At 48.5% G+C, this 21,023-nt stretch carries 17 protein-coding genes; 12 read left to right on the top strand and 5 right to left on the bottom strand.

What is annotated here, in order from left to right:
* Nucleotides 1-7: 7 nt before the first annotated feature.
* The 9 genes from GILYN3_RS06650 to nspC all read left to right on the top strand — a co-directional run bounded on the left by GILYN3_RS06650 (nucleotide 8) and on the right by nspC (nucleotide 13,529).
* A complete protein-coding gene (locus GILYN3_RS06650; protein ID WP_049722110.1) occupies nucleotides 8-712 on the top strand; it encodes a succinate dehydrogenase iron-sulfur subunit in 705 nt (234 codons plus the stop codon).
* 314 nt (nucleotides 713-1,026) lie between these two features.
* Nucleotides 1,027-3,858 (top strand): 2-oxoglutarate dehydrogenase E1 component, encoded by a 2,832-nt coding sequence (locus GILYN3_RS06645; protein WP_049722109.1) that lies wholly within the window; start codon nucleotides 1,027-1,029, stop codon nucleotides 3,856-3,858.
* 46 nt (nucleotides 3,859-3,904) lie between these two features.
* Nucleotides 3,905-5,119, top strand: coding sequence for a 2-oxoglutarate dehydrogenase complex dihydrolipoyllysine-residue succinyltransferase (gene odhB, locus GILYN3_RS06640; protein WP_049722108.1), 1,215 nt, complete (start codon nucleotides 3,905-3,907; stop codon nucleotides 5,117-5,119).
* 100 nt (nucleotides 5,120-5,219) lie between these two features.
* Nucleotides 5,220-6,674 carry a dihydrolipoyl dehydrogenase gene (lpdA, locus tag GILYN3_RS06635; protein ID WP_049722107.1) on the top strand — a complete coding sequence of 485 codons (1,455 nt, stop codon included), beginning with the start codon at nucleotides 5,220-5,222 and terminating at the stop codon, nucleotides 6,672-6,674.
* Nucleotides 6,675-6,887: 213 nt separating this feature from the next.
* Complete coding sequence (gene sucC, locus GILYN3_RS06630) at nucleotides 6,888-8,054, top strand: ADP-forming succinate--CoA ligase subunit beta (protein ID WP_049722106.1); 1,167 nt, start codon at nucleotides 6,888-6,890, stop codon at nucleotides 8,052-8,054.
* Nucleotides 8,055-8,927, top strand: coding sequence for a succinate--CoA ligase subunit alpha (sucD, locus tag GILYN3_RS06625; RefSeq protein WP_049722105.1), 873 nt, complete (start codon nucleotides 8,055-8,057; stop codon nucleotides 8,925-8,927).
* A 238-nt stretch (nucleotides 8,928-9,165) separates the two neighbouring features.
* Nucleotides 9,166-11,079, top strand: coding sequence for a biosynthetic arginine decarboxylase (gene speA / locus GILYN3_RS06620; protein WP_049722104.1), 1,914 nt, complete (start codon nucleotides 9,166-9,168; stop codon nucleotides 11,077-11,079).
* 25 nt (nucleotides 11,080-11,104) lie between these two features.
* Nucleotides 11,105-12,307: a saccharopine dehydrogenase family protein gene (locus GILYN3_RS06615; protein WP_049722103.1), complete on the top strand. Its 1,203-nt coding sequence runs from the start codon at nucleotides 11,105-11,107 to the stop codon at nucleotides 12,305-12,307.
* 52 nt (nucleotides 12,308-12,359) lie between these two features.
* Nucleotides 12,360-13,529: a carboxynorspermidine decarboxylase gene (gene nspC / locus GILYN3_RS06610; RefSeq protein WP_049722102.1), complete on the top strand. Its 1,170-nt coding sequence runs from the start codon at nucleotides 12,360-12,362 to the stop codon at nucleotides 13,527-13,529.
* Between the two features lies 1 nt (nucleotide 13,530).
* On the opposite strand, the gene GILYN3_RS06605 is transcribed toward nspC, so the two are convergent.
* Complete coding sequence (locus GILYN3_RS06605; RefSeq protein ID WP_232305518.1) at nucleotides 13,531-14,097, bottom strand: uracil-DNA glycosylase family protein; 567 nt, start codon at nucleotides 14,095-14,097, stop codon at nucleotides 13,531-13,533.
* A 400-nt stretch (nucleotides 14,098-14,497) separates the two neighbouring features.
* On the opposite strand from GILYN3_RS06605, the gene GILYN3_RS06600 reads away from it, so the two are divergent.
* From GILYN3_RS06600 to GILYN3_RS06590, 3 genes are read left to right on the top strand one after another with little or no spacing between them, the layout of a single operon-like run.
* A complete protein-coding gene (locus GILYN3_RS06600) occupies nucleotides 14,498-15,010 on the top strand; it encodes a GbsR/MarR family transcriptional regulator (protein ID WP_049722100.1) in 513 nt (170 codons plus the stop codon).
* A 26-nt stretch (nucleotides 15,011-15,036) separates the two neighbouring features.
* Complete coding sequence (locus GILYN3_RS06595) at nucleotides 15,037-16,380, top strand: cytochrome ubiquinol oxidase subunit I (protein ID WP_049722099.1); 1,344 nt, start codon at nucleotides 15,037-15,039, stop codon at nucleotides 16,378-16,380.
* Entirely contained in the window at nucleotides 16,377-17,378 is a 1,002-nt protein-coding gene (locus GILYN3_RS06590) for a cytochrome d ubiquinol oxidase subunit II (protein WP_049722098.1), read from the top strand. Before GILYN3_RS06595 ends, GILYN3_RS06590 begins: the two co-directional genes overlap by 4 nt.
* Before the next feature lie 290 nt (nucleotides 17,379-17,668).
* Here GILYN3_RS06590 and sppA read toward each other — a convergent pair whose 3' ends face one another.
* The 4 genes from sppA to arsC form a co-directional block, all read right to left on the bottom strand.
* The gene (gene sppA, locus GILYN3_RS06585) at nucleotides 17,669-19,555 is read right to left on the bottom strand and encodes a signal peptide peptidase SppA (RefSeq protein ID WP_049722097.1); all 1,887 of its coding nucleotides are present in this window, start codon (nucleotides 19,553-19,555) and stop codon (nucleotides 17,669-17,671) included.
* Between the two features lie 63 nt (nucleotides 19,556-19,618).
* Nucleotides 19,619-20,047 (bottom strand): DUF2069 domain-containing protein, encoded by a 429-nt coding sequence (locus tag GILYN3_RS06580; RefSeq protein ID WP_049722096.1) that lies wholly within the window; start codon nucleotides 20,045-20,047, stop codon nucleotides 19,619-19,621.
* Nucleotides 20,044-20,649, bottom strand: a complete 606-nt coding sequence (wrbA, locus tag GILYN3_RS06575) for an NAD(P)H:quinone oxidoreductase (RefSeq protein ID WP_049722095.1) — start codon at nucleotides 20,647-20,649, stop codon at nucleotides 20,044-20,046. The genes GILYN3_RS06580 and wrbA overlap by 4 nt, the downstream gene beginning before the upstream one ends.
* A 7-nt stretch (nucleotides 20,650-20,656) precedes the next feature.
* A complete protein-coding gene (arsC, locus tag GILYN3_RS06570) occupies nucleotides 20,657-21,004 on the bottom strand; it encodes an arsenate reductase (glutaredoxin) (RefSeq protein WP_049722094.1) in 348 nt (115 codons plus the stop codon).
* Nucleotides 21,005-21,023: the final 19 nt, after the last annotated feature.

Raw genomic sequence — 21,023 nt, 5'->3', positions numbered from 1 at the left:
GCCGGCTATGTTAAAAGTAGAAATATATCGCTATAACCCAGAGACCGACTCGAAGCCTTATATGAAGCGCTACGAGCTTGATACTCAGGGCAAAGATTTGATGGTACTTGACGTGTTAGAGTTGTTAAAAGCTCAAGATTCGTCAATTGTTTATCGTCGTTCATGCCGTGAAGGTGTGTGTGGTTCTGATGGCATGAATATTAACGGTAAAAACGGCTTGGCCTGTGTTACCGCGCTTTCCGAGTGTACTAAAAACAATACTCTGATCCTGCGTCCGCTGCCGGGCTTGCCGGTAATTCGCGATTTAATTGTCGATATGACGCAGTTTTACGCGCAATACGAAAAAATAGAGCCTTATTTGCAAAATGATAATCCCGCTCCGGCCATTGAGCGGTTACAATCTCCAGAAGACCGTGCCAAGCTAGATGGCCTGTACGAGTGTATACTTTGTGCATGTTGTTCTACCAGTTGTCCGTCTTTTTGGTGGAATCCCGATAAATTTATTGGTCCCGCCGGCCTTTTGCAGGCCTACCGCTTCTTGGTAGATACCCGCGATGAGGCGACGGAACATCGTCTATCAAACTTGGATGATCCCTTCAGCGTATTCCGCTGTCATGGTATTCAAAATTGTGTGGCGGTATGCCCCAAAGGGTTAAATCCCACTCGGGCTATTGGTCATATTCGCTCTATGTTGTTGCGCAGCGCTACTTAGTGCCGTGTTGTTCAGCTCGATGCGAGATAATGCGAAATTATTAATTAATGTTGGTAGTATGAACGAGTAAACAGGTGCGCTGCTCGGTTGTTATATATGTTTACAACCCGCGGCGCATTTGTGTATGTGCCAAACTCTGAAATGGTGCGATTAAGCGGCGGGCCTGGCCACAAGCGGGGCGCGTTTTGGAAGCTAACGGCTATTTATAGCAGGGGGGTTCGGGGCATCCCTGAACCTGTTCAACCTGCCAAGCTCGCGAGCCTTACATGGCAGTGTGCGGCTGGTCGAATTATCCCCGTAAAAAGGTGGGTGGAATGCAAGACAGCATTATGGAGAGACTATGGAGCACGTCCCATATATCTGGTGGGAACGCTTCATATGTGGAAGACCTCTACGATACTTATTTACACGACCCTAACGGCGTGCCCGAACAATGGCGTGAGTACTTTGATCAGTTGCCCAGAGTCGAGGGCGTGATTTCTCAAGATTCGCCACACTCGGTGATTCGTGAACAGTTTGCGCAGTTAGCTAAGCATCGTTCGCACAGCGCATCGCCAAACGCCGCTTCAGCAGTTTCTATCGAGCATGAGCGCAAGCAGGTTAAAGTCCTGCAACTTATCAGCTCTTACCGCTTTCGCGGCCATCAACGAGCCAAGCTCGATCCGCTCGATCTAATGGAGCGCGAAACTGTTCCCGATCTGGACCTTGCCTACCACGGTTTAACCACAGCCGATCTCGACACTGATTTCCATACGGGCACTCTGTTTATTGGTAAGGCTACGGCTCCGCTGCGTGAAATAATCGAGGTGCTAGAGCAAACCTATTGTGGTCATATTGGCCCCGAGATCATGCACATTACCAACCTTGCTGAAAAGCAGTGGTTGCAGCAGCGCTTAGAAAGCGTTCGCTCTAAGCCGACTTATAATGAAGAGCAAAAGCTCGCCTTGTTGGAGCGCTTGACTGCGGCGGAAGGCCTTGAACGTCATCTTGACAGCAAATATCCAGGCACCAAGCGTTTTGGTTTGGAAGGCGGTGAGAGCTTTATTCCACTAGTTGATGCTGTGGTAAAACGCTCGGGCTCTTACGGTGCGAAAGAAATCGTGCTGGGTATGGCCCATCGCGGTCGCTTAAACACCTTGGTGAACGTATTTGGTAAAAGCCCCGCAGAACTGTTTGGCGAATTTGAAGGTAAGCGTTTAGTCGACACCTCAGGTGATGTGAAATATCACCAAGGTTTTTCGTCTAACGTTATGACGCCCGGCGGTGAGCTGCATATGGCGATGGCCTTTAACCCGTCGCATCTCGAAATCGTATCGCCCGTAGTCGAGGGGTCTGTACGCGCGCGTCAAGATCGCCGCAAAGACAGTCTTGGGCATAAAGTAGTGCCCATCGTGGTGCACGGCGATGCTGCCTTTGCTGGCCAAGGTGTGGTGATGGAGACGTTCCAAATGTCTCAGACCCGCGCTTACAAAACTGGCGGTACACTGCATTTGGTTATCAACAACCAGGTTGGTTTTACCACCAACCTGCGTGAGGATGCGCGCTCGTCCGAGTATTGTACCGATACCGCTAAGATGGTCGAGGCACCGATCTTTCACGTCAATGGTGATGATCCAGAAGCGGTATTGTTTATTGCACAACTGGCGACAGACTATCGTTATGAGTTTCATAAAGATGTCGTGATTGATCTGGTTTGTTACCGTCGTCGTGGTCACAATGAGGCCGATGACCCATCGTCGACCCAGCCTTTAATGTACAAACAGATTCGCAATCATAAAACTGTACGCACGCTTTACTCTGACGCCATGATCGAGGCGAATGTTGTGAGTAAAGAAGGGTCAGAAAAAATGATGAACGATTACCGCGCAGCACTCGATCGTGGTGAAAGTGTTGCCAGCGGTTTGGTGTCGGAGCCTGACAGCTCGCTGTTTGTTGATTGGTCTCCTTACATTGGTCACGATTGGCAAACACCCGCTGAAACGGGCTATGAATTAAAATCGTTGCAGGCGGCTGCCTATAAAATGTGTGATGTTCCAGATGGCATCGTACTACAGCGCCAAGTATCAAAAATTTACGATGACCGCCGCAAGATGGCCGGCGGTGCACTGCCCATTAACTGGGGCTTTGGTGAAACATTGGCCTATGCCACTTTGCTGGAGCAAGGGTTTCAGGTTCGCTTAACCGGGCAAGATGTTGGCCGTGGGACTTTCTCGCATCGTCATGCGGTTATACACAGCCAAAAAGATGGCAGCAGATATACGCCCTTGGCGAATATGAGCGAAGATCAGCCCGATTTTGATTTGTACGATTCGTACTTGTCCGAAGAGGCGGTGTTGGCGTTTGAGTATGGCTATGCCACTACATCGCCCAAAGGCTTAGTGATTTGGGAGGCGCAGTTCGGCGATTTTGCCAACGGTGCGCAAGTGGTTATCGACCAATTTATTACCAGCGGCGAACACAAATGGGGCCGTTTGTGTGGCCTTACTATGTTGTTACCACATGGTTATGAAGGGCAGGGGCCTGAGCATTCGTCTGCTCGCCTTGAGCGTTTTATGCAATTGTGTGCCGAGCATAATATTCAGGTTTGTATTCCTACTACGCCGGCGCAAGTTTTCCATATTTTGCGTCGTCAAGCGATCCGACCGATGCGGCGCCCGCTGGTGATTATGAGTCCAAAATGGATTTTGCGTCACCCGTTGGCCACCTCTAGCATTGAAGAACTCGCCGAAGGCGGCTTCCAAAATGTTATTGGCGAGCACGACATTGCGCCCGACAAGGCCAAACGTGTGGTGCTTTGCAGCGGTAAGGTTTATTACCATCTGTTAGAAGAGCGTACTACTCGCGAGCAAGACGATGTCGCTTTGATTCGTTTAGAGCAGCTCTATCCGTTCCCAGAAGAAGAGCTTAAAGCCGCACTTGCTCCTTACGCCAATGTTAAAGACGTGGTTTGGTGTCAAGAAGAGCCGATGAACCAAGGTGCTTGGTATTCAACTCAGCATCATATTCGCCGTGTCGTGTATGACTTAAACCCCGAGCTGTTTCTAGGCTATGTGGGTCGCGATCCATCGGCGGCGCCGGCAGCGGGTTATGCTTCCGTGCACCTCGAAGAACAGAAACGTTTTATCAACGAAGCATTGAGTGTTTGATACGCAAATTGCAGAACAGAAAACTAGCGAAAGCTAAGGACACGTAATGAGTACTGATATTAAAGCCCCTACATTTCCCGAGTCTGTTCAGGATGGGACTATTGCGACCTGGCACAAACAGCCAGGTGAAGCGGTTTCGCGTGATGAACTGATTGTCGATATTGAAACAGATAAAGTGGTACTGGAAGTGGTTGCCCCCGCTGACGGTGCTCTTATCGAAGTGTTTAAAGGCGAGGGCGAGACCGTTCTTAGCAATGAAATTATTGCTAAGTTTGAAGCCGGTGCCAGCGGCTCTGTAACAGCTGAGGCAGCACCTGCCGAGCAAAAAGGTGCAGCAACTGCCGAAAGTAACGATTCAGGCGACAAGCTGTTGAGTCCTGCTGCCCGCAAAATTGCCGATGAAAATAATATCGATCCCGCCTCTGTGGCCGGTACTGGTAGAGATGGTCGAGTAACAAAAGAAGATGTTTTAAATCACGTTAAATCGGCAGGCTCTAAGCCAGCTGCTGCGGCAACTGCGCCGGCTGCTGTTGCCGCACCCGCAGCGCCAGAAGGTGATCGGGTAGAGAAACGCGTACCGATGACACGTTTGCGCAAGCGTATTGCTGAGCGTCTACTTGAGGCCACAAGTACTACCGCCATGTTGACTACCTTTAACGAGGTTGACATGGGTCCGGTGATGGAGCTGCGGAAACAGTACAAAGATAAATTTGAAAAAATCCATAATGGCACACGTTTAGGTTTTATGGGCTTTTTTGTTAAAGCCGCTACCGAAGCGTTAAAACGTTATCCTGCCGTTAATGCGTCGTTGGATAATAATGATGTTGTCTATCATGGTTATCAAGATATCGGTGTGGCAGTTTCTACCGAAAAAGGCTTGGTAGTGCCGGTATTACGCAGTACTGAGAATATGAGTATTGCTGAAGTAGAATCGACGATTCGTGATTTTGGTATGCGCGCCCGTGATGGCAAGCTAGGCATTGATGAGATGACCGGCGGCACCTTTACTATTACCAATGGCGGTGTGTTTGGCTCACTTTTATCAACGCCAATTTTAAATCTGCCACAAACGGCTATTTTGGGTATGCACAAAATCCAAGAGCGTCCTATGGCCGTTAACGGCGAAGTTAAAATTCGGCCAATGATGTATTTAGCGCTGTCTTATGATCACCGTCTGATCGATGGTAAAGAGGCCGTACAGTTTTTGGTGGCGATTAAAGAGCTGCTAGAAGATCCAGCGCGTATCCTGTTAGAGATTTAATCCAGGTGCACTCGTTTCGGCCAGCTTATCGGCAGGCCGAATAAATGTTTTGCCGGAACACCAGCGCCGGCTATGTTTTTAAAATTTTTGGGAAACGACAATGTCTGACAAATACGATGTGATTGTAATTGGTTCTGGTCCAGCCGGTTATGTGGCTGCCATTCGCGCTGCTCAGTTGGGTTTAAAAACCGCCTGTATTGAAAAATGGAAAGATGGTAAAGGCAAGGGCGTTAACGGCGGCACCTGTTTGAACGTTGGTTGTATTCCTTCAAAAGCCTTGCTTGATAGCTCTGAAAAGTTCCATGAAGCAAAAGAGTCTTTTGGTAAGCACGGTATCTCTACTGGCAAGTTGGCGATTGATGTGCCGGCTATGATCGAGCGTAAGAATAAAGTTGTCGCTCAAATGTCTGGCGGCATCGGTGGTTTGTTTCAGGCTAATAAAGTTGTGAGCTTGTTTGGTACTGGCAAATTGCTGGCCGGTAAGAAAGTTGAATACACCAATCATGATGGTAAAACCGAAGTCTTAGAAGCCGAAAACGTTATATTGGCCTCTGGCTCAACACCAGTAAATATCGGTGTGGCGCCAGTTGACCACGATGTTATTGTTGATTCGACCGACGCGTTAGAATTTACTGAAGTGCCTAAGCGTTTAGGTGTTATCGGTGCCGGTGTTATTGGTCTTGAGTTGGGCAGTGTGTGGAAGCGTCTAGGTGCAGAGGTGGTACTTCTGGAAGCTATGGATAACTTCCTTGCTATGATGGACCAACAGATTGCTAAAGAATCCTTGAAGATATTCGGTAAACAGGGCTTAGATATTCGTCTTAGCTGCCGAGTAACAGGCACAGAAGTTAGCACCAAAGGCAAGAAAAAAGAAGTGACTGTAACCTTTACCGATAAAGACGGTAACGAGCAAAAAGAAATTTTTGATAAATTAATTGTATGTGTTGGTCGTAAACCTTATACCGAAGGTTTATTGGCCGAAGACAGTGGCGTTAATTTAGATGAGCGCGGTTTTGTTTACGTCAATGACTTATGCTCTACCGATGCACCAGGTGTGTGGGCCGTGGGCGATGTAGTGCGTGGCCCAATGTTGGCGCACAAAGGTTCAGAAGAAGGTGTTATGGTTGCCGAGCGTATCGCAGGCCAAAAGCCTTTGGTAAATTACGATATTATTCCTAATGTCATTTATACCCATCCTGAAATTGCCTCGGTTGGTAAAACCGAAGAGCAGCTAAAAGCTGATGGCGAGTCCTACGAAGTTGGTACCTTTCCTTTCTTGGCCATCGGCCGTGCCGTTGCTGCGGATCAGGCAGAAGGTATGGTGAAGATGATTGCTCATGCTGAAACAGATCGTATTTTAGGTTGCCATATTGTTGGCCCAAGTGCGTCCGATCTGATTCAAGAAGTTGCAATTGCTATGGAGTTTGGCGCCAGTGCTGAGGATATCGGTATGACTGTGTTCGGTCATCCGACTTTCTCTGAAGCGGTCAAAGAAGCCGCATTGGCAGTGGCGGGTCACGCCATTCACATGCCAAATCGCAAGCGCAAAAAATAATTATTTAAAATAACGATGAAGCACAGGGCCACTCGATGGTGTTAGCTGTCGAGCAGGCTCTATGGTCGTGACCTAGAGCCACTGAAATTAGTAGAGGCGCGATCAAGAAGAAACCAAGTGTAGCGACGACGAAATGCCTGAGCATTATTACAATGCTGAGGTTCATCGATCTACTGCAGTTTTCAAATCACGTTAACAGAACGGAAAAACATCATGAATTTGCATGAGTACCAAGGCAAACAGTTGTTTGCGCAATATGGTTTGCCCGTATCCCAGGGTGTAGCGGCACAGACTCCTGCCGAAGCTGCGGCAGCGGCTGACACAATTGGCGGTAACGAGTTTGTTGTAAAAGCTCAGGTTCACGCTGGTGGTCGCGGTAAAGCTGGCGGTGTAAAACTCGTTAAAACCAAAAGCGAAATCGAAGCCTTTGCCAAGCAATGGTTAGGCAAAAATTTGGTGACCTATCAGACCGATGAAAAGGGTCAGCCGGTTAGCCGTATTTTGGTTGAAACCTGTACCGATATTGATAAAGAGCTGTATTTAGGTGCAGTGCTAGATCGTTCAAGCCGTCGTATTGTGTTTATGGCCTCTACCGAAGGTGGTGTAGAGATTGAGAAAGTAGCCGAAGAAACACCAGAGAAAATCCTAAAAGCGATTGTTGATCCTTTAACTGGTGCGCAGCCTTATCAAGGTCGTGACTTGGCGTTTAAGCTAGGTCTTGAAGGTAAGCAAGTTAAGCAGTTTGTGCAGATTTTCTTAGGTTTGGCTAAGCTGTTTAAAGACAAAGATTTAGCGTTAATTGAAGTGAATCCGCTGGTTATTACTCCTGCCGGTGATTTGCACTGCTTGGACGCGAAAGTGGCGGTTGATGGAAACGCTTTGTACCGTCACCCCGACTTGCGCGAAATGCACGATCCTTCACAAGAAGACGAGCGTGAGGCGCGCGCTGCTAAGTGGGAATTAAACTACGTAGCACTTGATGGCAACATCGGTTGCATGGTCAACGGTGCTGGTTTGGCTATGGGCACCATGGATATCGTTAAGCTGCATGGTGGCGAGCCCGCCAACTTCCTTGACGTAGGTGGTGGTGCAACCAAAGAGCGTGTTATTGAAGCGTTTAAGATTATTCTGTCTGATGAAAACGTAAAAGCCGTTTTGATTAACATTTTTGGCGGTATCGTTCGCTGTGATTTGATTGCCGAAGGTGTTATCGGTGCAGTTGAAGAGGTGGGCGTTAAGGTACCTGTAGTGGTCCGTCTTGAAGGTAACAATGCTGAGCTTGGTGCTAAAGTACTGGCTGACAGTGGTCTAAACATTATTGCTGCGACCAGTTTGACTGACGCTGCCGAGCAAGTAGTAAAAGCAGCGGAGGGCAAATAAATGAGCGTTTTAATCAATAAAGACACTAAAGTAATCTGTCAGGGTTTTACCGGATCACAAGGTACCTTTCACTCTGAGCAAGCAATTGCTTACGGTACTAAAATGGTTGGTGGTGTTACGCCAGGTAAAGGTGGTCAAACTCACCTAGGGCTGCCCGTGTTTGACACAGTGGCACAAGCCGTTGCTGAAACCGGTGCCGAAGCCTCTGTTATTTATGTGCCAGCTCCTTTTTGTAAGGACTCAATCTTAGAAGCAGCTAACGGCGGCATTAAGCTGATTGTTTGTATCACCGAAGGTATTCCTACCTTGGATATGCTTGACTGTAAAGTGAAGTGTGATGAGTTAGGGGTACGTTTAATTGGTCCTAACTGCCCAGGTGTTATTACTCCCGGTGAATGTAAGATTGGTATTATGCCAGGTCACATTCACAAGCCAGGTAAAGTGGGTATCGTTTCACGTTCTGGCACCTTGACCTATGAGGCGGTTAAACAAACCACTGATTATGGTTTTGGTCAGTCTACCTGTGTCGGTATTGGTGGCGATCCAATTCCTGGATCTAACTTCATCGATATTCTAGAGATGTTCCAGAACGATCCACAGACCGAAGCGATTGTAATGATCGGTGAAATCGGCGGTAGCGCTGAGGAAGAAGCAGCTGCATTCATTAAAGAGAATGTTACTAAGCCTGTTGTTTCTTACATCGCTGGTGTAACCGCACCTGCCGGCAAGCGTATGGGTCATGCTGGCGCTATTATCGCTGGTGGTAAAGGTACCGCTGACGAGAAGTTTGCAGCGCTTGAAGACGCCGGTGTAAAAACGGTGCGCAGTCTTGCTGACATCGGTAGTGCATTGAAAGAAATTACTGGCTGGTAAGTTTAAGCTGGTAATCAAAAAAGGCGACCTTTGGTCGCCTTTTTTTGTGTTTAAGGGGTATGATTCTACTTTACTGGCGTTGGCGGGGCCGTATGGCTCGAGCTAAGGTTCTTTGGTTGAGCAAAGATCTGCGATTGAGTAGCGAAAATGCTTTTCTTTTGCCTCAAAATGTGGAAAATCTCGCCATCTAAAGTGGGCGTTCGCCCACCAGAGAAACATCTAAGTAGGAGTTGAGCGATTGAAACAAACCTCGGATAGCTGGTCGGTAAAGAGCTCGACTGAACTTTACGGCATTGAGGAGTGGGGCAGTGGCTATTTTGGTATTAGCCCAGTGGGAAACGTCGAAGTGCGTGCACCTGGTGAGAAAGCCGATGTGGCGGTTGATTTAACCCATATTATTGATGGTTTACAGCAGCGCGGACTGGAAATGCCGGTGTTGTTGCGGATCGAAAATTTGGTCGATAGTCGTATCACCATCCTTAATGAATCGTTTGCCGAGGCTATTGCCGCTACCGGTTATCAGGGTGTGTATCGTGGCGCTTTTCCTATCAAGGTTAACCAACAGAGTCATATTGTCGAAGAGATAGCCCGCTTTGGTGAGCGCTATAACCATGGTCTTGAAGCTGGCAGTAAAGCCGAGCTGATGATTGCCATGTCGACCTTAAAAAATCTTGAAAGCTTAATTATTTGTAATGGCTATAAAGATGCGGAGTTTATTGATCTGGGGTTGCAGGCGCGCAAACTGGGCTTTAAGTGCATTTTTGTGCTGGAAACGGTGGCCGAGCTAAAGCTGGTTATCGAGCGCAGTCGTTTGTTGGGTGTAGATCCTATCTTAGGTGTGCGCTTAAAGCTGTCGACTAAGGTCGAAGGGCATTGGGCCGAAGACAGCGGTGATCGCAGCTTGTTTGGTTTAACCACCAATCATTTGATCGAAGTAATGGATGAGTTACGCGGTAATGACTTGCTGCATTGTTTAGAGTTGTTGCATTTTCATTTGGGCTCGCAGATACCTAATATACGTAGTATTCGCGCGGGCGTCTTGGAGGCCTGTCGTTACTACATCGCCATGGTGAGTGAAGGTGCACCACTGAGTTATATCGACTTAGGTGGTGGGCTGGCCATTGATTATGATGGCACCGGTAGTGTTAGTGGTCACAGCCGCAATTACTCGGTACAAGAATACTGTGTTGATGTTGTGGAGGCGTTGGTTCAGCAATTTAATGCACATAACTTGCCGCACCCGACTATTGTGACTGAGTCTGGACGTGCTACTGTCGCGCATACTTCTGTATTGTTATTTAATATTTTAGATGTGGGGCATTTTGAGCCGGGCCCAGTACCAACTGATCTGCCAGAGGGCAGCCATGAGCAGGTGTCTAACCTGTGGTTTACGTTAAAAGCAATTAAAGTGAGTAAGCTGCAAGAAAGCTATAACGATGTTATTTACTATCGCGATCAAGTGCGTGATTGCTTTTTTAATGGTGAGGTCAGCTTGCGCGAACGCGCATTTGCCGAAAATCTTTGCCTTGCAGGACTGCAGCGTATTGTCGCCTTATTGCCCGAGATGAAACGTATTCCTCCCGAGCTTGAAGAGCTGCCCGAGCAATTAGCTGATATTTATTACGGTAACTTCAGCGTATTTCAGTCTTTGCCCGACTCTTGGGCGATTAACCAAGTGTTTCCGGTGATGCCCATTCATCGCTTAAATGAGAGGCCTAGTCGGCAAGCAACTATCGCCGACTTAACTTGTGATTGCGATGGCAAGTTGGATCGTTTTGCCGGTCCCGTGGGTGAGACTCGCACTTTGTCTTTGCATCCGGTAAACCCAGGTGAGGAGTATTACCTCGGTGTCTTTTTAGTTGGCGCGTATCAAGAAACTTTAGGTGATTTGCACAATCTTTTTGGCGATACCAATGTTGCCAGTGTGCGGATTAACACCGATGGCAGTGTCGATTTTGTGCACGAATTACACGGCGACAGTATTGCCGACGTGTTGAGTTACGTTGAGTATGATCCGCAACAAATGTTTCGTCAGTTTCGGGTTGCGGCGGAACAAGCGGTGCGAGACGGGCGCATTAATGTGTCGGAGCGCCAAAGCATGCTGACCGCATACTCTGAAAGCCTACGAGGTTACACTTATTTTGAACGTTAACGATTAATCGTTAGAGGAAAATTTTATGGCTAAAGTAATAATTATCGGCGCCGGCGGCGTTGGTGGCGTAGTGGCTCACAAATGTGCCCAGCTGCCTGAGGTATTTACCGAGATCGTACTGGCCAGTCGTACCGAATCTAAGTGCAAAGCGATTGCCGCGCAACTGCCAAGGCCAGTTACTACCGCTCAGGTTGATGCTGACAATGTCGCTGAAACTGTGGCTTTGTTAAAACGTGAGCAGCCGGACTTAGTGATCAATGTTGCTTTGCCTTATCAAGATTTGGCGATTATGGATGCTTGCTTAGAAGCGGGAGTTGATTATCTAGATACCGCTAACTATGAGCCGCCAGAAGAGGCCAAGTTTGAGTACAAATGGCAGTGGGCGTATCAAGATAAGTTCACTCAAGCGGGGCGTATGGCCCTGCTGGGCTCGGGTTTTGATCCGGGTGTTACCAATGTTTATACCGCGTACTTAAAAAAGCATTATTTGGATGAGATTCATTATCTGGATATTATCGATTGTAATGCTGGGGATCACGGTAAACCGTTTGCGACGAACTTTAATCCAGAGATTAATATCCGAGAAGTAACCGCTAACGGCCGTTATTGGCAGGATGGCCAGTGGCAAGAAACAGCGCCATTAAAAGAGAACCGCTCGTTTGATTTTCCGGCCGGCATTGGTCCAAAACAAATTTACCTGATGTACCACGAAGAGTTGGAATCACTTACCACGCATTTGCCTGAAATTAAGCGTGCTCGGTTTTGGATGACATTTTCGGATAATTACCTTAAACACTTAGAGGTGTTGGGTAATATCGGCATGACGTCGATTGAACCGGTTGAGTTTGAAGGCAAGCAGATTGTGCCTTTGCAATTTTTAAAAGCGTTGCTGCCAGATCCCGCAAGTTTAGGGCCTCTCACTAAAGGTAAAACCTGTATCGGTTGTATTGCTCAGGGTATAAAAGATGGTGTAAAGAAAACTTACTACATTTACAATATTTGCGATCACGAAGAGTGTTACGCCGAGGTGCAGTCTCAAGCTATCTCATACACCACCGGTGTGCCCGCTATGATCGGTGCAAAAATGATGCTTGAGAAAAAGTGGGCGGGTGCGGGTGTTTGGAATATGGAGCAGCTTGATCCAGATCCCTTTATGGAAGATTTGAATAAATACGGCTTACCTTGGCAGGTGGTTGAAATCGATCAACCCACAGGCATGGAAGACTAATCTAACGGCGGCGCAAGCCGCCGTTTTTACATCGCCCTATCGCGGAGCGGCTATGAAAAAACGGCAGTACTTTACTCAGTTTGATCCGACTCGGGTGCCATCCCCGTGCTTTGTTGTAGATCGCGCAGCAATAGAAGATAACCTTAAGTTACTCCAATACGTCGGAGAGCAAAGTGGTGCCAAAGTGCTCGGTGCGCTTAAAGCTTTTAGTTGTTGGTCGCTGGCCGATTTAAATCGCAAGTACCTGTGGGGCAGCTGCGCCAGCGGTGTTAACGAGGCAAAACTGGCTCGTGAGTATTACGGCGGTGAGGTGCATACCTATTCGGCAGCCTTTAAAGAGGCCGATCTAATTGAAGTGCTGAAACTTTCCGATCATGTAGTGTTTAACTCCATGAGTCAGTGGCAGCGTTTTAAACCATTATGTATGGCGGCGCAGATAAAGCGTCCCGAATTGAAATTTGGCTTACGTATTAACCCTGAACACTCGGAAGGTGATGTACCTTTGTATGATCCCTGTGCGCCAAAATCGCGTATGGGTGTGCCACTGGCCGAGTTCGATGCGAATTTGTTGGATGGTATCTCGGGGCTTCACTTTCACACTTTGTGTGAGCAGGACGTACCACCATTGGCACGTACTTTGGCTGCGGTGGAGCAAAAGTTTGGGCAGTACTTGTCCGCTATCGAGTGGGTCAACTTTGGTGGCGGCCATCATATTACTCGCGAAAATTATCAGGTAGAACAGCTGATTACACTCGTGCGAGATTTTGCCAAAAAGTTTGATGTGCAAGTGTATTTAGAGCCAGGGGAAGCAGTCGCCATTCGCGCCGGTGTGCTGGTGACAGAGGTATTGGATGCGTTTACCAGTACGATGCCGCAAGCGATTCTAGATACTTCGGCAACCTGCCATATGCCCGATACTTTAGAGATGCCGTACCGAGCAGATGTGTTTGGTGCTGGTGAGGCTGAAGCGTTGGCCTACACCTACCGCTTAGGTGGCATGACTTGTTTGGCTGGCGATGTGATTGGCGATTACAGCTTTTCAGAGCCACTTAAAATAGGCCAGCGCTTAGTTTTTGACGACATGGCACATTACACTATGGTGAAAACGACCACCTTTAACGGTATTAACTTGCCGGCTATTGCTTTGTGGGATTCGCGCACAGACGAGCTACAAGTGGTACGTGAATTTGGTTATGACGATTTTAAAATGCGTTTGTCGTAAATTAAGCGCACCCCATTAACACTTCCTGCACTCGGTGTTGCAGTGCAGGAACGACCTCTTTTTCAAACCACAAATTTTTTGCCAACCAGCGATTGTTGCGGCCACTGGGGTGGGGTAGTGGTAGCTGCTGCGGTAGGTGGTTGCGCCAGTTTTGTACCCGCTCGGTCAGTGTTTTTTTGCCATTGGGTAAGTGGTATGCCTGCGCATACTGACCAATAATCAACGTCAACTCTATTTGCTCCAGGTATTCCAATACCTCTTGCCGCCATTTCGGGGCACATTCTGGGCGCGGCGGTAGGTCGCCACCTACGCGAGTGCCAGGGTAACAAAACCCCATGGGCAGCAGTGCGAATAAGGTTGGATCATAAAACTGTTGAGGTGAAACGCCTAGCCAGCGTCGTAACCGGTCGCCGCTGGGGTCGTCAAAGGGCCGGCCGGCATCGTGTGCTAGCAGCCCAGGGGCTTGCGCCGCAATCAGTATTTTGGCGTTTGAGTCGACTTGTAAAATGGGTTTTGGCGGTAACGGTAAATCCTGTGCACATAACGTGCATTGGCGTATGCGATGCATTAATGGAGGAGTGTTTGTGTCGTAATTACAGCTCATACGCAGGGTGGTTAACTTAAATTGAATAAATTGAGCAAAATGCCATAAAGTACTTTTAATAATCTAGCACTTACTTTTGATGGGTGTCGAGCTTAGAGGCTATTAACCTACTACCACAGGGGGAGGAATGATAGCTTAAAATTTACATTAGTCAGCGCACATAACGTAGATTCTTGTTATGTGCGCTGTTTGTTATCAATCCAACACTCTAGCTTTCCCGCATATCGATCTTGGTATCATTTATTGTTGTAATGGCATCTGCTTGCTTTACGAGCCCATTAAATATTATTGATGTCTCAAAAGCGCTTGCTTGCTTTTCTTTGTTGCGTATAATTACTGTAATTTCAGTAATTAGTGAAAATGCATGTCACCGTTAATAGAATCATTTGTACGCCACTTTGGTGAAATGGGAAACCGTTGGGGTATTAACCGTACGGTAGGGCAGATGTACGCCTATATTGTGTTATCCGAGGCGCCGGTTAATGCCGACGAATTGTCAGCTGAATTGTCGGTGTCACGCTCGAATGTCAGTATGGGTTTAAAAGAGTTACAAAGCTGGAACTTGGTGCGCTTACAGCATATAGCGGGCGACAGAAAAGATTATTTTACCGCACCGGAAGATGTCTGGGAGATTGCCCGTACCTTACTTAATGAACGACGTAAGCGCGAGATCGACCCAACACTAACCGTAATGCGCGAGCTGTTGATGGATAAGCCGACGGATACTAGTGAGCGTTACGCGCAATCGCGGATTGAAGATATGTACAAGCTGATTGAAATGATGACCCACTGGAGCGATGAGATACAGCGCCTGTCGCCGAAACAATTGGCCCGTATGCTCAAGCTTGGCGCTGGCGTCAGTAAGTTGCTTAGTTAAGTTCCTATTAATCCATCGAGGTAGTTATGTTGGATGTCTTTATGTTGTCGCGAATTCAATTTGCGGCCAATATCACCTTCCATATTTTGTTTCCTACGATCACGATTGCATTGTGCTGGCTGCTGCTGTTTTTTAAGCTGCGCTACGATCGCACAGGCAATACGGCTTGGATGGCAGCCTACCGTTTTTGGGTTAAAATCTTTGCGCTGAGTTTTGCCTTGGGGGTTGTCAGCGGCATCACCATGTCATTTCAGTTTGGTACTAACTGGCCCGGCTATATGGAAACGGTGGGTAATATTGCCGGACCGTTACTCGGTTACGAGGTGTTAACGGCCTTCTTTTTAGAGGCGACATTCCTTGGAATCATGCTGTATGGCAGTAACCGGGTCTCTAACCGCTTACACACAGTAGCTACGGCATTGGTAGCGGTGGGTACGTCTTTATCAGCATTCTGGATCTTGGCCCTAAACAGTTGGATGCAAACGCCAGCCGGCTTTGAAATGCGCGACGGTGTTGCGTATCCACTGGATTGGGTTGCGATTATATTTAATCCGTCGATGCCGTACCGAGTGACTCATGTTCTTTTGGCCTCGGGTTTAACGGCGGCGTTTCTTGTGGCTGGTATATCGGCGTATCGCCTGTTAAAGGGCGACTCTTCAAGTGAGGTGCAGCTGACATTAAAAACCGGTGCTTACCTTGCTGCCATCTTGATTCCTATTCAAATTTTTGTCGGTGATATACACGGACTAAATACACTCAAGCATCAGCCGGCCAAAGTCGCGGCGATGGAGGGGGTGTGGCACACCGAAACAGCTGTGCCGTTACAATTGTTTGCACTGCCCAACGAGAAAACTCAAACCAATGATTATTCTATTTCGATCCCTCGGGGGGCGAGCTGGATCTTAACCCATCACGGCGATGGCGAGATTCAAGGCCTAAACGAGTTCGCAGGCGAGCATCCGCCGGTGATGCCGGTATTTTGGGGATTTCGCATTATGGTCGGTGTCGGTCTGTTAATGTTGTTGGTGTCGTGGAGTTGCTCGTTGCAGCTTTGGCGTCGCGGGAAGATCGCACCGCTTTGGCAAAGGGCGCTGGTAGCAATGACGTTCTCTGGTTGGCTGGCAACGTTGGCGGGCTGGTACGTTACCGAGATTGGCCGCCAGCCGTTTCTGGTGTACGGCTTACTTAAAACGGCCGATGCTGTGACCTCGACCGCTTCTGGCAATGTGTTATTTACCGCGATTACCTATGTGCTGCTTTATATTGTACTGATCGTGGCTTTTTTACACACGCTATTTTATTTGGCACGCAAGGCGGTTAGCAATGATCTTGAGCCTTTGGCCACAACTGCGAAGGAGGCTAAGCTATGAGTGGAGAAGCGTATTGGTTACCGGTGATTTTTGTGGTGCTGATGGGTGTGGCAATTTTGATTTACGCTGTGCTTGACGGATTTGATCTTGGTGTAGGTGTTCTGTTGCCAATGGGCAAGCCCGAGTATCGCAATATCATGATTGCCTCTATCGGGCCTTTTTGGGATGCTAACGAAACTTGGTTGGTACTGGCGGTGGGGTTGCTGCTTATTGCGTTTCCCTCAGCTCATAGTGCTGTCTTAGGTTATCTGTATTTGCCGGCGTTCTTTTTGTTATTTGGTTTAATCCTACGAGGCGTTGCCTTTGATTTTAGGGCTAAGGCCCATGCCGATTATCAAAATCGTTGGGACCGGTGCTTTAAAGCTGGATCCATCATAGCCTCTATGGCGCAGGGTTATATGCTGGGCATATACGTTACCGGCTTTAGTGGCGGGGTCTTGGCGATTGGCTTTGGTCTGCTCAGTGCTGTGTGCGTTACCGCAGCTTATGCGTTTATTGGCGCTTGTTGGTTGATCTTAAAATCTGAGGGAGACGTACAGCGTTGGGCGGCAAAGCGGGCTAAACTGACGGCCATTTTAATGATTATTGGTGTGATGGTTGTGAGTGGTGTGAATCCATTAATGAGCACCGAGGTATTTGATAAGTGGTTTAGCCTTCCCCAGGCGTTCTTGTTGCTGCTGATCCCTTTGTTATGTGCAATTTTGTTTGTCACATTGTTTATGTATCTGCGCCACTTTCCCTATAACAACGATTTTGGTCACTGGGTGCCTTTTTCTTGTGCGGTGGGTGTTTTTATTTTGTGCTTTCTGGCGCTGGCGTACAGTTATTTTCCTTACATAGTGCCCGGTAAGTTAAGTATTTGGGATGCCGCTAGTGCGCCGGAATCTTTGCGATTTATTTTGTACGGTGCGGCAGTAGTATTGCCAAGTATTATGGCGTACACCATTTTTATGTATCGTATTTTCCGCGGTAAAGCACAGGCGTTGAGTTACTACTAACAGTTGTGTTTTTTATAGGGGGTTGTGAGAACTTAGCATAGCGGACAAGCCTTGATACTTTTAATAATACTCCTACAGGGCCCCTCTGGTCGTAGCAACAACACCTCTGCCGATGCAAGCACGCAGAGCCAGAGCGCAGCATGGTAGGCTGTGATCTGGCTCAATTGAATCCGTCGGAGTAAGAATAGAGGGTGGGCTCGGCTCTTTAACGTGCACTGCCAACACTTGCTTTACCTGCCCGAGTCGAGCAGGTTTACCCATTAGCTGTTGATCTGCGCAAAAAGCGCTGGCTATTGGCCAGGACGGCTAATTAGTGTGCAGCTTAAACAGCGTGCCTGTACTTGACCGGCCTCGTTACCTAATAATTCGGTTAGTGCGTTATGGCCGTCAGTACCAAGTCCGCCGGTTAAAGTGTTGAGTGTTTCTAGGCTGTTTAATGAGCTTTGCCAGTCGCCGGGTAAGCTAACACCGGCATTAGCGAGCTGCATAAATAGCTGCTCCATTGGTGTTAGCGGTGGCGTGATCTCTTTGGTTTTCCACTGTGTTAACTCGGCAAATTCGGCGGCGGCGTTTAATGCTTGCTGTAGTGTGCCAAGCTTATCGACTAATCCTAGCTCTTGTGCGCGCACGCCGCTCCAAACTCGGCCTTGAGCGATTTCGTTGACTTGTTCGACACTTAAGCCACGGGCATCGGCCACGGTTTTTAAGAAGCGTTGGTAAATGCTGTCGACGTTTAGCTGCAGCGCTGTAGCGGCTTGAGGGCTTAGCGCTCGGGTTGAATCCATACTGCCGGCCAACTCGCTGGTGGCAATGCCATCGGTATAAATACCTAATTTACCCAGTGATTGTTCGAGCGTAGGGATAATACTAAAAACCCCAATTGAGCCGGTGATGGTCGTAGGTAGTGCCCAAATCTCATCGCCACCGGTGGCGATCCAATAGCCGCCGCTGGCCGCTACGCTGCCCATGCTAATGATGACTGGAATGCCCGAGTTGCGAGTGGCTTCGAGCTCTGCCCGAATGACTTCGGAGGCGAAGGCGCTGCCGCCGGGGCTATCGACCCGAATGACCAATGCTTTTATATCTTTATCATCGCGCGCCTGACGCAGCAACTGTACTAAGGTTTCACTACCTACTGCCCCCGGCGGTTGTATACCGGAATTAATAGCACCGCTGGCTGTAATAAGACCAACATAATCGGTGCCGGGCAACGGTATTTCTTGGTTGTGTTGCAGGTAACGATTCCAGTCGACATGGCGGTATTGATCGGTGTTGTTGTCGTAGCCAAATTGTTTGATAAGAGCCTGGTGAGTTGCCTGACGACTGGCCACGGTATCGATTAAGCCTGCCTCTTGTGCCATTAGCGCCGAGTCGCCACCGGCTTTTTGTAATAGCTCGGCTGAGCGGCTGATAATGTCATCGAGAGAGCCGATTGGAAGGGCGCGTTTGACTTCGATAGTACTGCGATACGCTTGCCACAAAGTGTTTAGCCACAAGCTGTTGTGTTCGCGCGAGGCATCGGACATTCCGTTGCGGGTGTAAGGTTCAACGGCATCTTTGTATTTACCTACTTTAAAGACGTGTAAGTTAACTGCAAGTTTATCGAGCGCATCTTTAAAGTATGGGTGATAGCTGGCAAAGCCGGTCAGCAGCACATAGCCCATATCGTGGAGGTAGACTTGATCGGCGTAGCTGGCTAAAAAATATTGATCTTGGTTGTAACTATCGGATAACGCGGTAATGCTTTTACCACTGTTTTTAAATTGCTCTAGTGCTGCGCCTATCTCGTAAAGTTTGCTAATGCCGCCACCGCGTAAATTGTTTAAATCAAGCACTAGGTCCGTAACGCGATCATCATTGCTCGCAATGTTTATGGCGCGCACCACATCGGCTACCAGTGTCTCAGCTTGTTCGGCCGATTCATCGGCGGTTAATGTTGCCAATGCATCAATCGCTTGGCGTTGATCAACCAATACACCCGAAGGGGCGAGGCGCAGTGCGAAAGTATTGGGTAATACATCGGCGCTTTGGCGACTGATAGCTACAATTATGGCGACAATAATGATGATGAATATCACATTGGCAAGTGCGCGTCTTAGCCAAGTAATGGCCCCCCAAATACCGCTAAATAGTTTGCGGATAGCTCCTTTACTTGGGGTGTTGTTAGTGTCGGTCACATCGTGTTCCTTTTTGGGCATCTAGGTGTTAGGTGTCGTGCGATAAATTTGACATAACGTTGATTATTGATCGCAGCTGTTGTTAGCGCTTGGCTCCGGGTTTTGATGTGCGGCCAGACGCGAATGCTGCCGCCAGCGGCTGGCCATCATAGCCGCCGGGAATAACACCACTGTAAGTGCGGTGGCTAGGTAATCACTGAAATTGGCAAACGGTGACATGGCCTCGACTACAAACGCTGTAAAATAAAACAAAATAACAAAGCACAACCAGCTGTAGGTGCGGTGATGAGCGATCCAAACCCCGGGAACAAACAGCAGTAGCGGTACGCTTTGCACTAGAGCGCGAAATAGACTGCCGTGAGGTTCGATGATATTGCTGATGCCAAATAGGGCGAGCAATGCAAATAAACAGCAGAGCGTAATCCACCGTGCCACTCGGTGGCGATGGGTTAGCGGAGCTATGTCGGCAGTGCTGTACTGCGGTATTTTCATGTCAGGTTATCCAGTTGTAGAGCTAGCCGTGCAATGCGTTGACCGTGGGCGTGGCATAGCTCGGTTTCGATCTCGCTTAATACGGAATCAGCCTTGCCGGACCAATGAGTAGCGCCGTAAGGGGTGCCGCCGGTTTCGGTATTGTTAAGTCCCGCTTCACTGTAGGGAATGCCGCTAATCACCATGCCATGATGCAACAGTGGCAACATCATACTCAGTAACGTGGACTCTTGCCCTCCATGCAAACTACTGCTTGAGCTAAAAACGCCTGCGGGTTTGTTAATAAGGCTACCGGCCAGCCAAATATCGCTGGTGGAATCTAAAAAATGTTTAAGGGGGGCCGCCATATTACCAAAACGCGTTGGGCTACCGAGTAATAGCCCCTGACAGTGGCGCAAATCATCGCTCGTGGCATACATAGCCCCCTCGACAGGTATTGCTGGCACGCTGGATTCGCAATCGGGTGATACCGGAGGCACTGTACGGATGCGCGCTTCTATTTTCCCGCTTCGCTCCACGCCGTGGGCCAACGCTCGAGCCAAGGCGGCTGTAGCGCCGTGGCGGCTGTAATATAAGATCAGTACATACGGAAGCTTGCTCATAGGTGCCTCAGGCTAAAATGTCCAATACTTGTTCGGGCGGGCGCCCCAGTCGAGCACGGGCACCATGGATCACAATGGGACGCTCGATCAACTTCGGGTATTCACTCATAGCGTTGATGAGGGCTGCCTCTGGCAGCGTTTTATCGGCCAGCCCAAGTGTTTGGTATTCGGCCTCGCTGCTGCGCAGTAACTCGCGAGCACTAATGCCTAGCTTATTTAGCACGTCTTTTAGTTCGGCTGGTGTAGGTGGGGTATCGAGGTATTTAATGATTTTGGGGGTTAGCCCTCGCTCTTCTAGCAGTGCCAGTGTTTGGCGAGATTTCGAGCACCGCGGGTTGTGATAGATCGACAGCATAGAAAAGCATCCGTTGAGT

The organism is Gilvimarinus polysaccharolyticus, from assembly GCF_001187555.1.
GTDB classification, from domain to species: Bacteria; Pseudomonadota; Gammaproteobacteria; order Pseudomonadales; family Cellvibrionaceae; genus Gilvimarinus; species Gilvimarinus polysaccharolyticus.
The sequence above is the reverse complement of the archived record's forward strand: the minus strand, read 5'-3'. Positions and strand labels throughout refer to the sequence as shown.

What these genes read in the sequence shown, in the direction of transcription:
- GILYN3_RS06645 (WP_049722109.1), top strand. Translation starts at nt 1,027, where the DNA reads ATGCAAGACAGCATTATGGAGAGACTATGGAGCACGTCCCATATATCT.
- GILYN3_RS06580 (WP_049722096.1), bottom strand. Translation starts at nt 20,047, where the DNA reads ATGAAAATACCGCAGTACAGCACTGCCGACATAGCTCCGCTAACCCAT.
- GILYN3_RS06590 (WP_049722098.1), top strand. Translation starts at nt 16,377, where the DNA reads ATGAGTGGAGAAGCGTATTGGTTACCGGTGATTTTTGTGGTGCTGATG.
- GILYN3_RS06605 (WP_232305518.1), bottom strand. Translation starts at nt 14,097, where the DNA reads ATGCATCGCATACGCCAATGCACGTTATGTGCACAGGATTTACCGTTA.
- sucD (WP_049722105.1), top strand. Translation starts at nt 8,055, where the DNA reads ATGAGCGTTTTAATCAATAAAGACACTAAAGTAATCTGTCAGGGTTTT.
- arsC (WP_049722094.1), bottom strand. Translation starts at nt 21,004, where the DNA reads ATGCTGTCGATCTATCACAACCCGCGGTGCTCGAAATCTCGCCAAACA.
- sucC (WP_049722106.1), top strand. Translation starts at nt 6,888, where the DNA reads ATGAATTTGCATGAGTACCAAGGCAAACAGTTGTTTGCGCAATATGGT.
- GILYN3_RS06595 (WP_049722099.1), top strand. Translation starts at nt 15,037, where the DNA reads ATGTTGGATGTCTTTATGTTGTCGCGAATTCAATTTGCGGCCAATATC.
- lpdA (WP_049722107.1), top strand. Translation starts at nt 5,220, where the DNA reads ATGTCTGACAAATACGATGTGATTGTAATTGGTTCTGGTCCAGCCGGT.
- GILYN3_RS06615 (WP_049722103.1), top strand. Translation starts at nt 11,105, where the DNA reads ATGGCTAAAGTAATAATTATCGGCGCCGGCGGCGTTGGTGGCGTAGTG.
- odhB (WP_049722108.1), top strand. Translation starts at nt 3,905, where the DNA reads ATGAGTACTGATATTAAAGCCCCTACATTTCCCGAGTCTGTTCAGGAT.
- wrbA (WP_049722095.1), bottom strand. Translation starts at nt 20,649, where the DNA reads ATGAGCAAGCTTCCGTATGTACTGATCTTATATTACAGCCGCCACGGC.
- GILYN3_RS06600 (WP_049722100.1), top strand. Translation starts at nt 14,498, where the DNA reads ATGTCACCGTTAATAGAATCATTTGTACGCCACTTTGGTGAAATGGGA.
- GILYN3_RS06650 (WP_049722110.1), top strand. Translation starts at nt 8, where the DNA reads ATGTTAAAAGTAGAAATATATCGCTATAACCCAGAGACCGACTCGAAG.
- nspC (WP_049722102.1), top strand. Translation starts at nt 12,360, where the DNA reads ATGAAAAAACGGCAGTACTTTACTCAGTTTGATCCGACTCGGGTGCCA.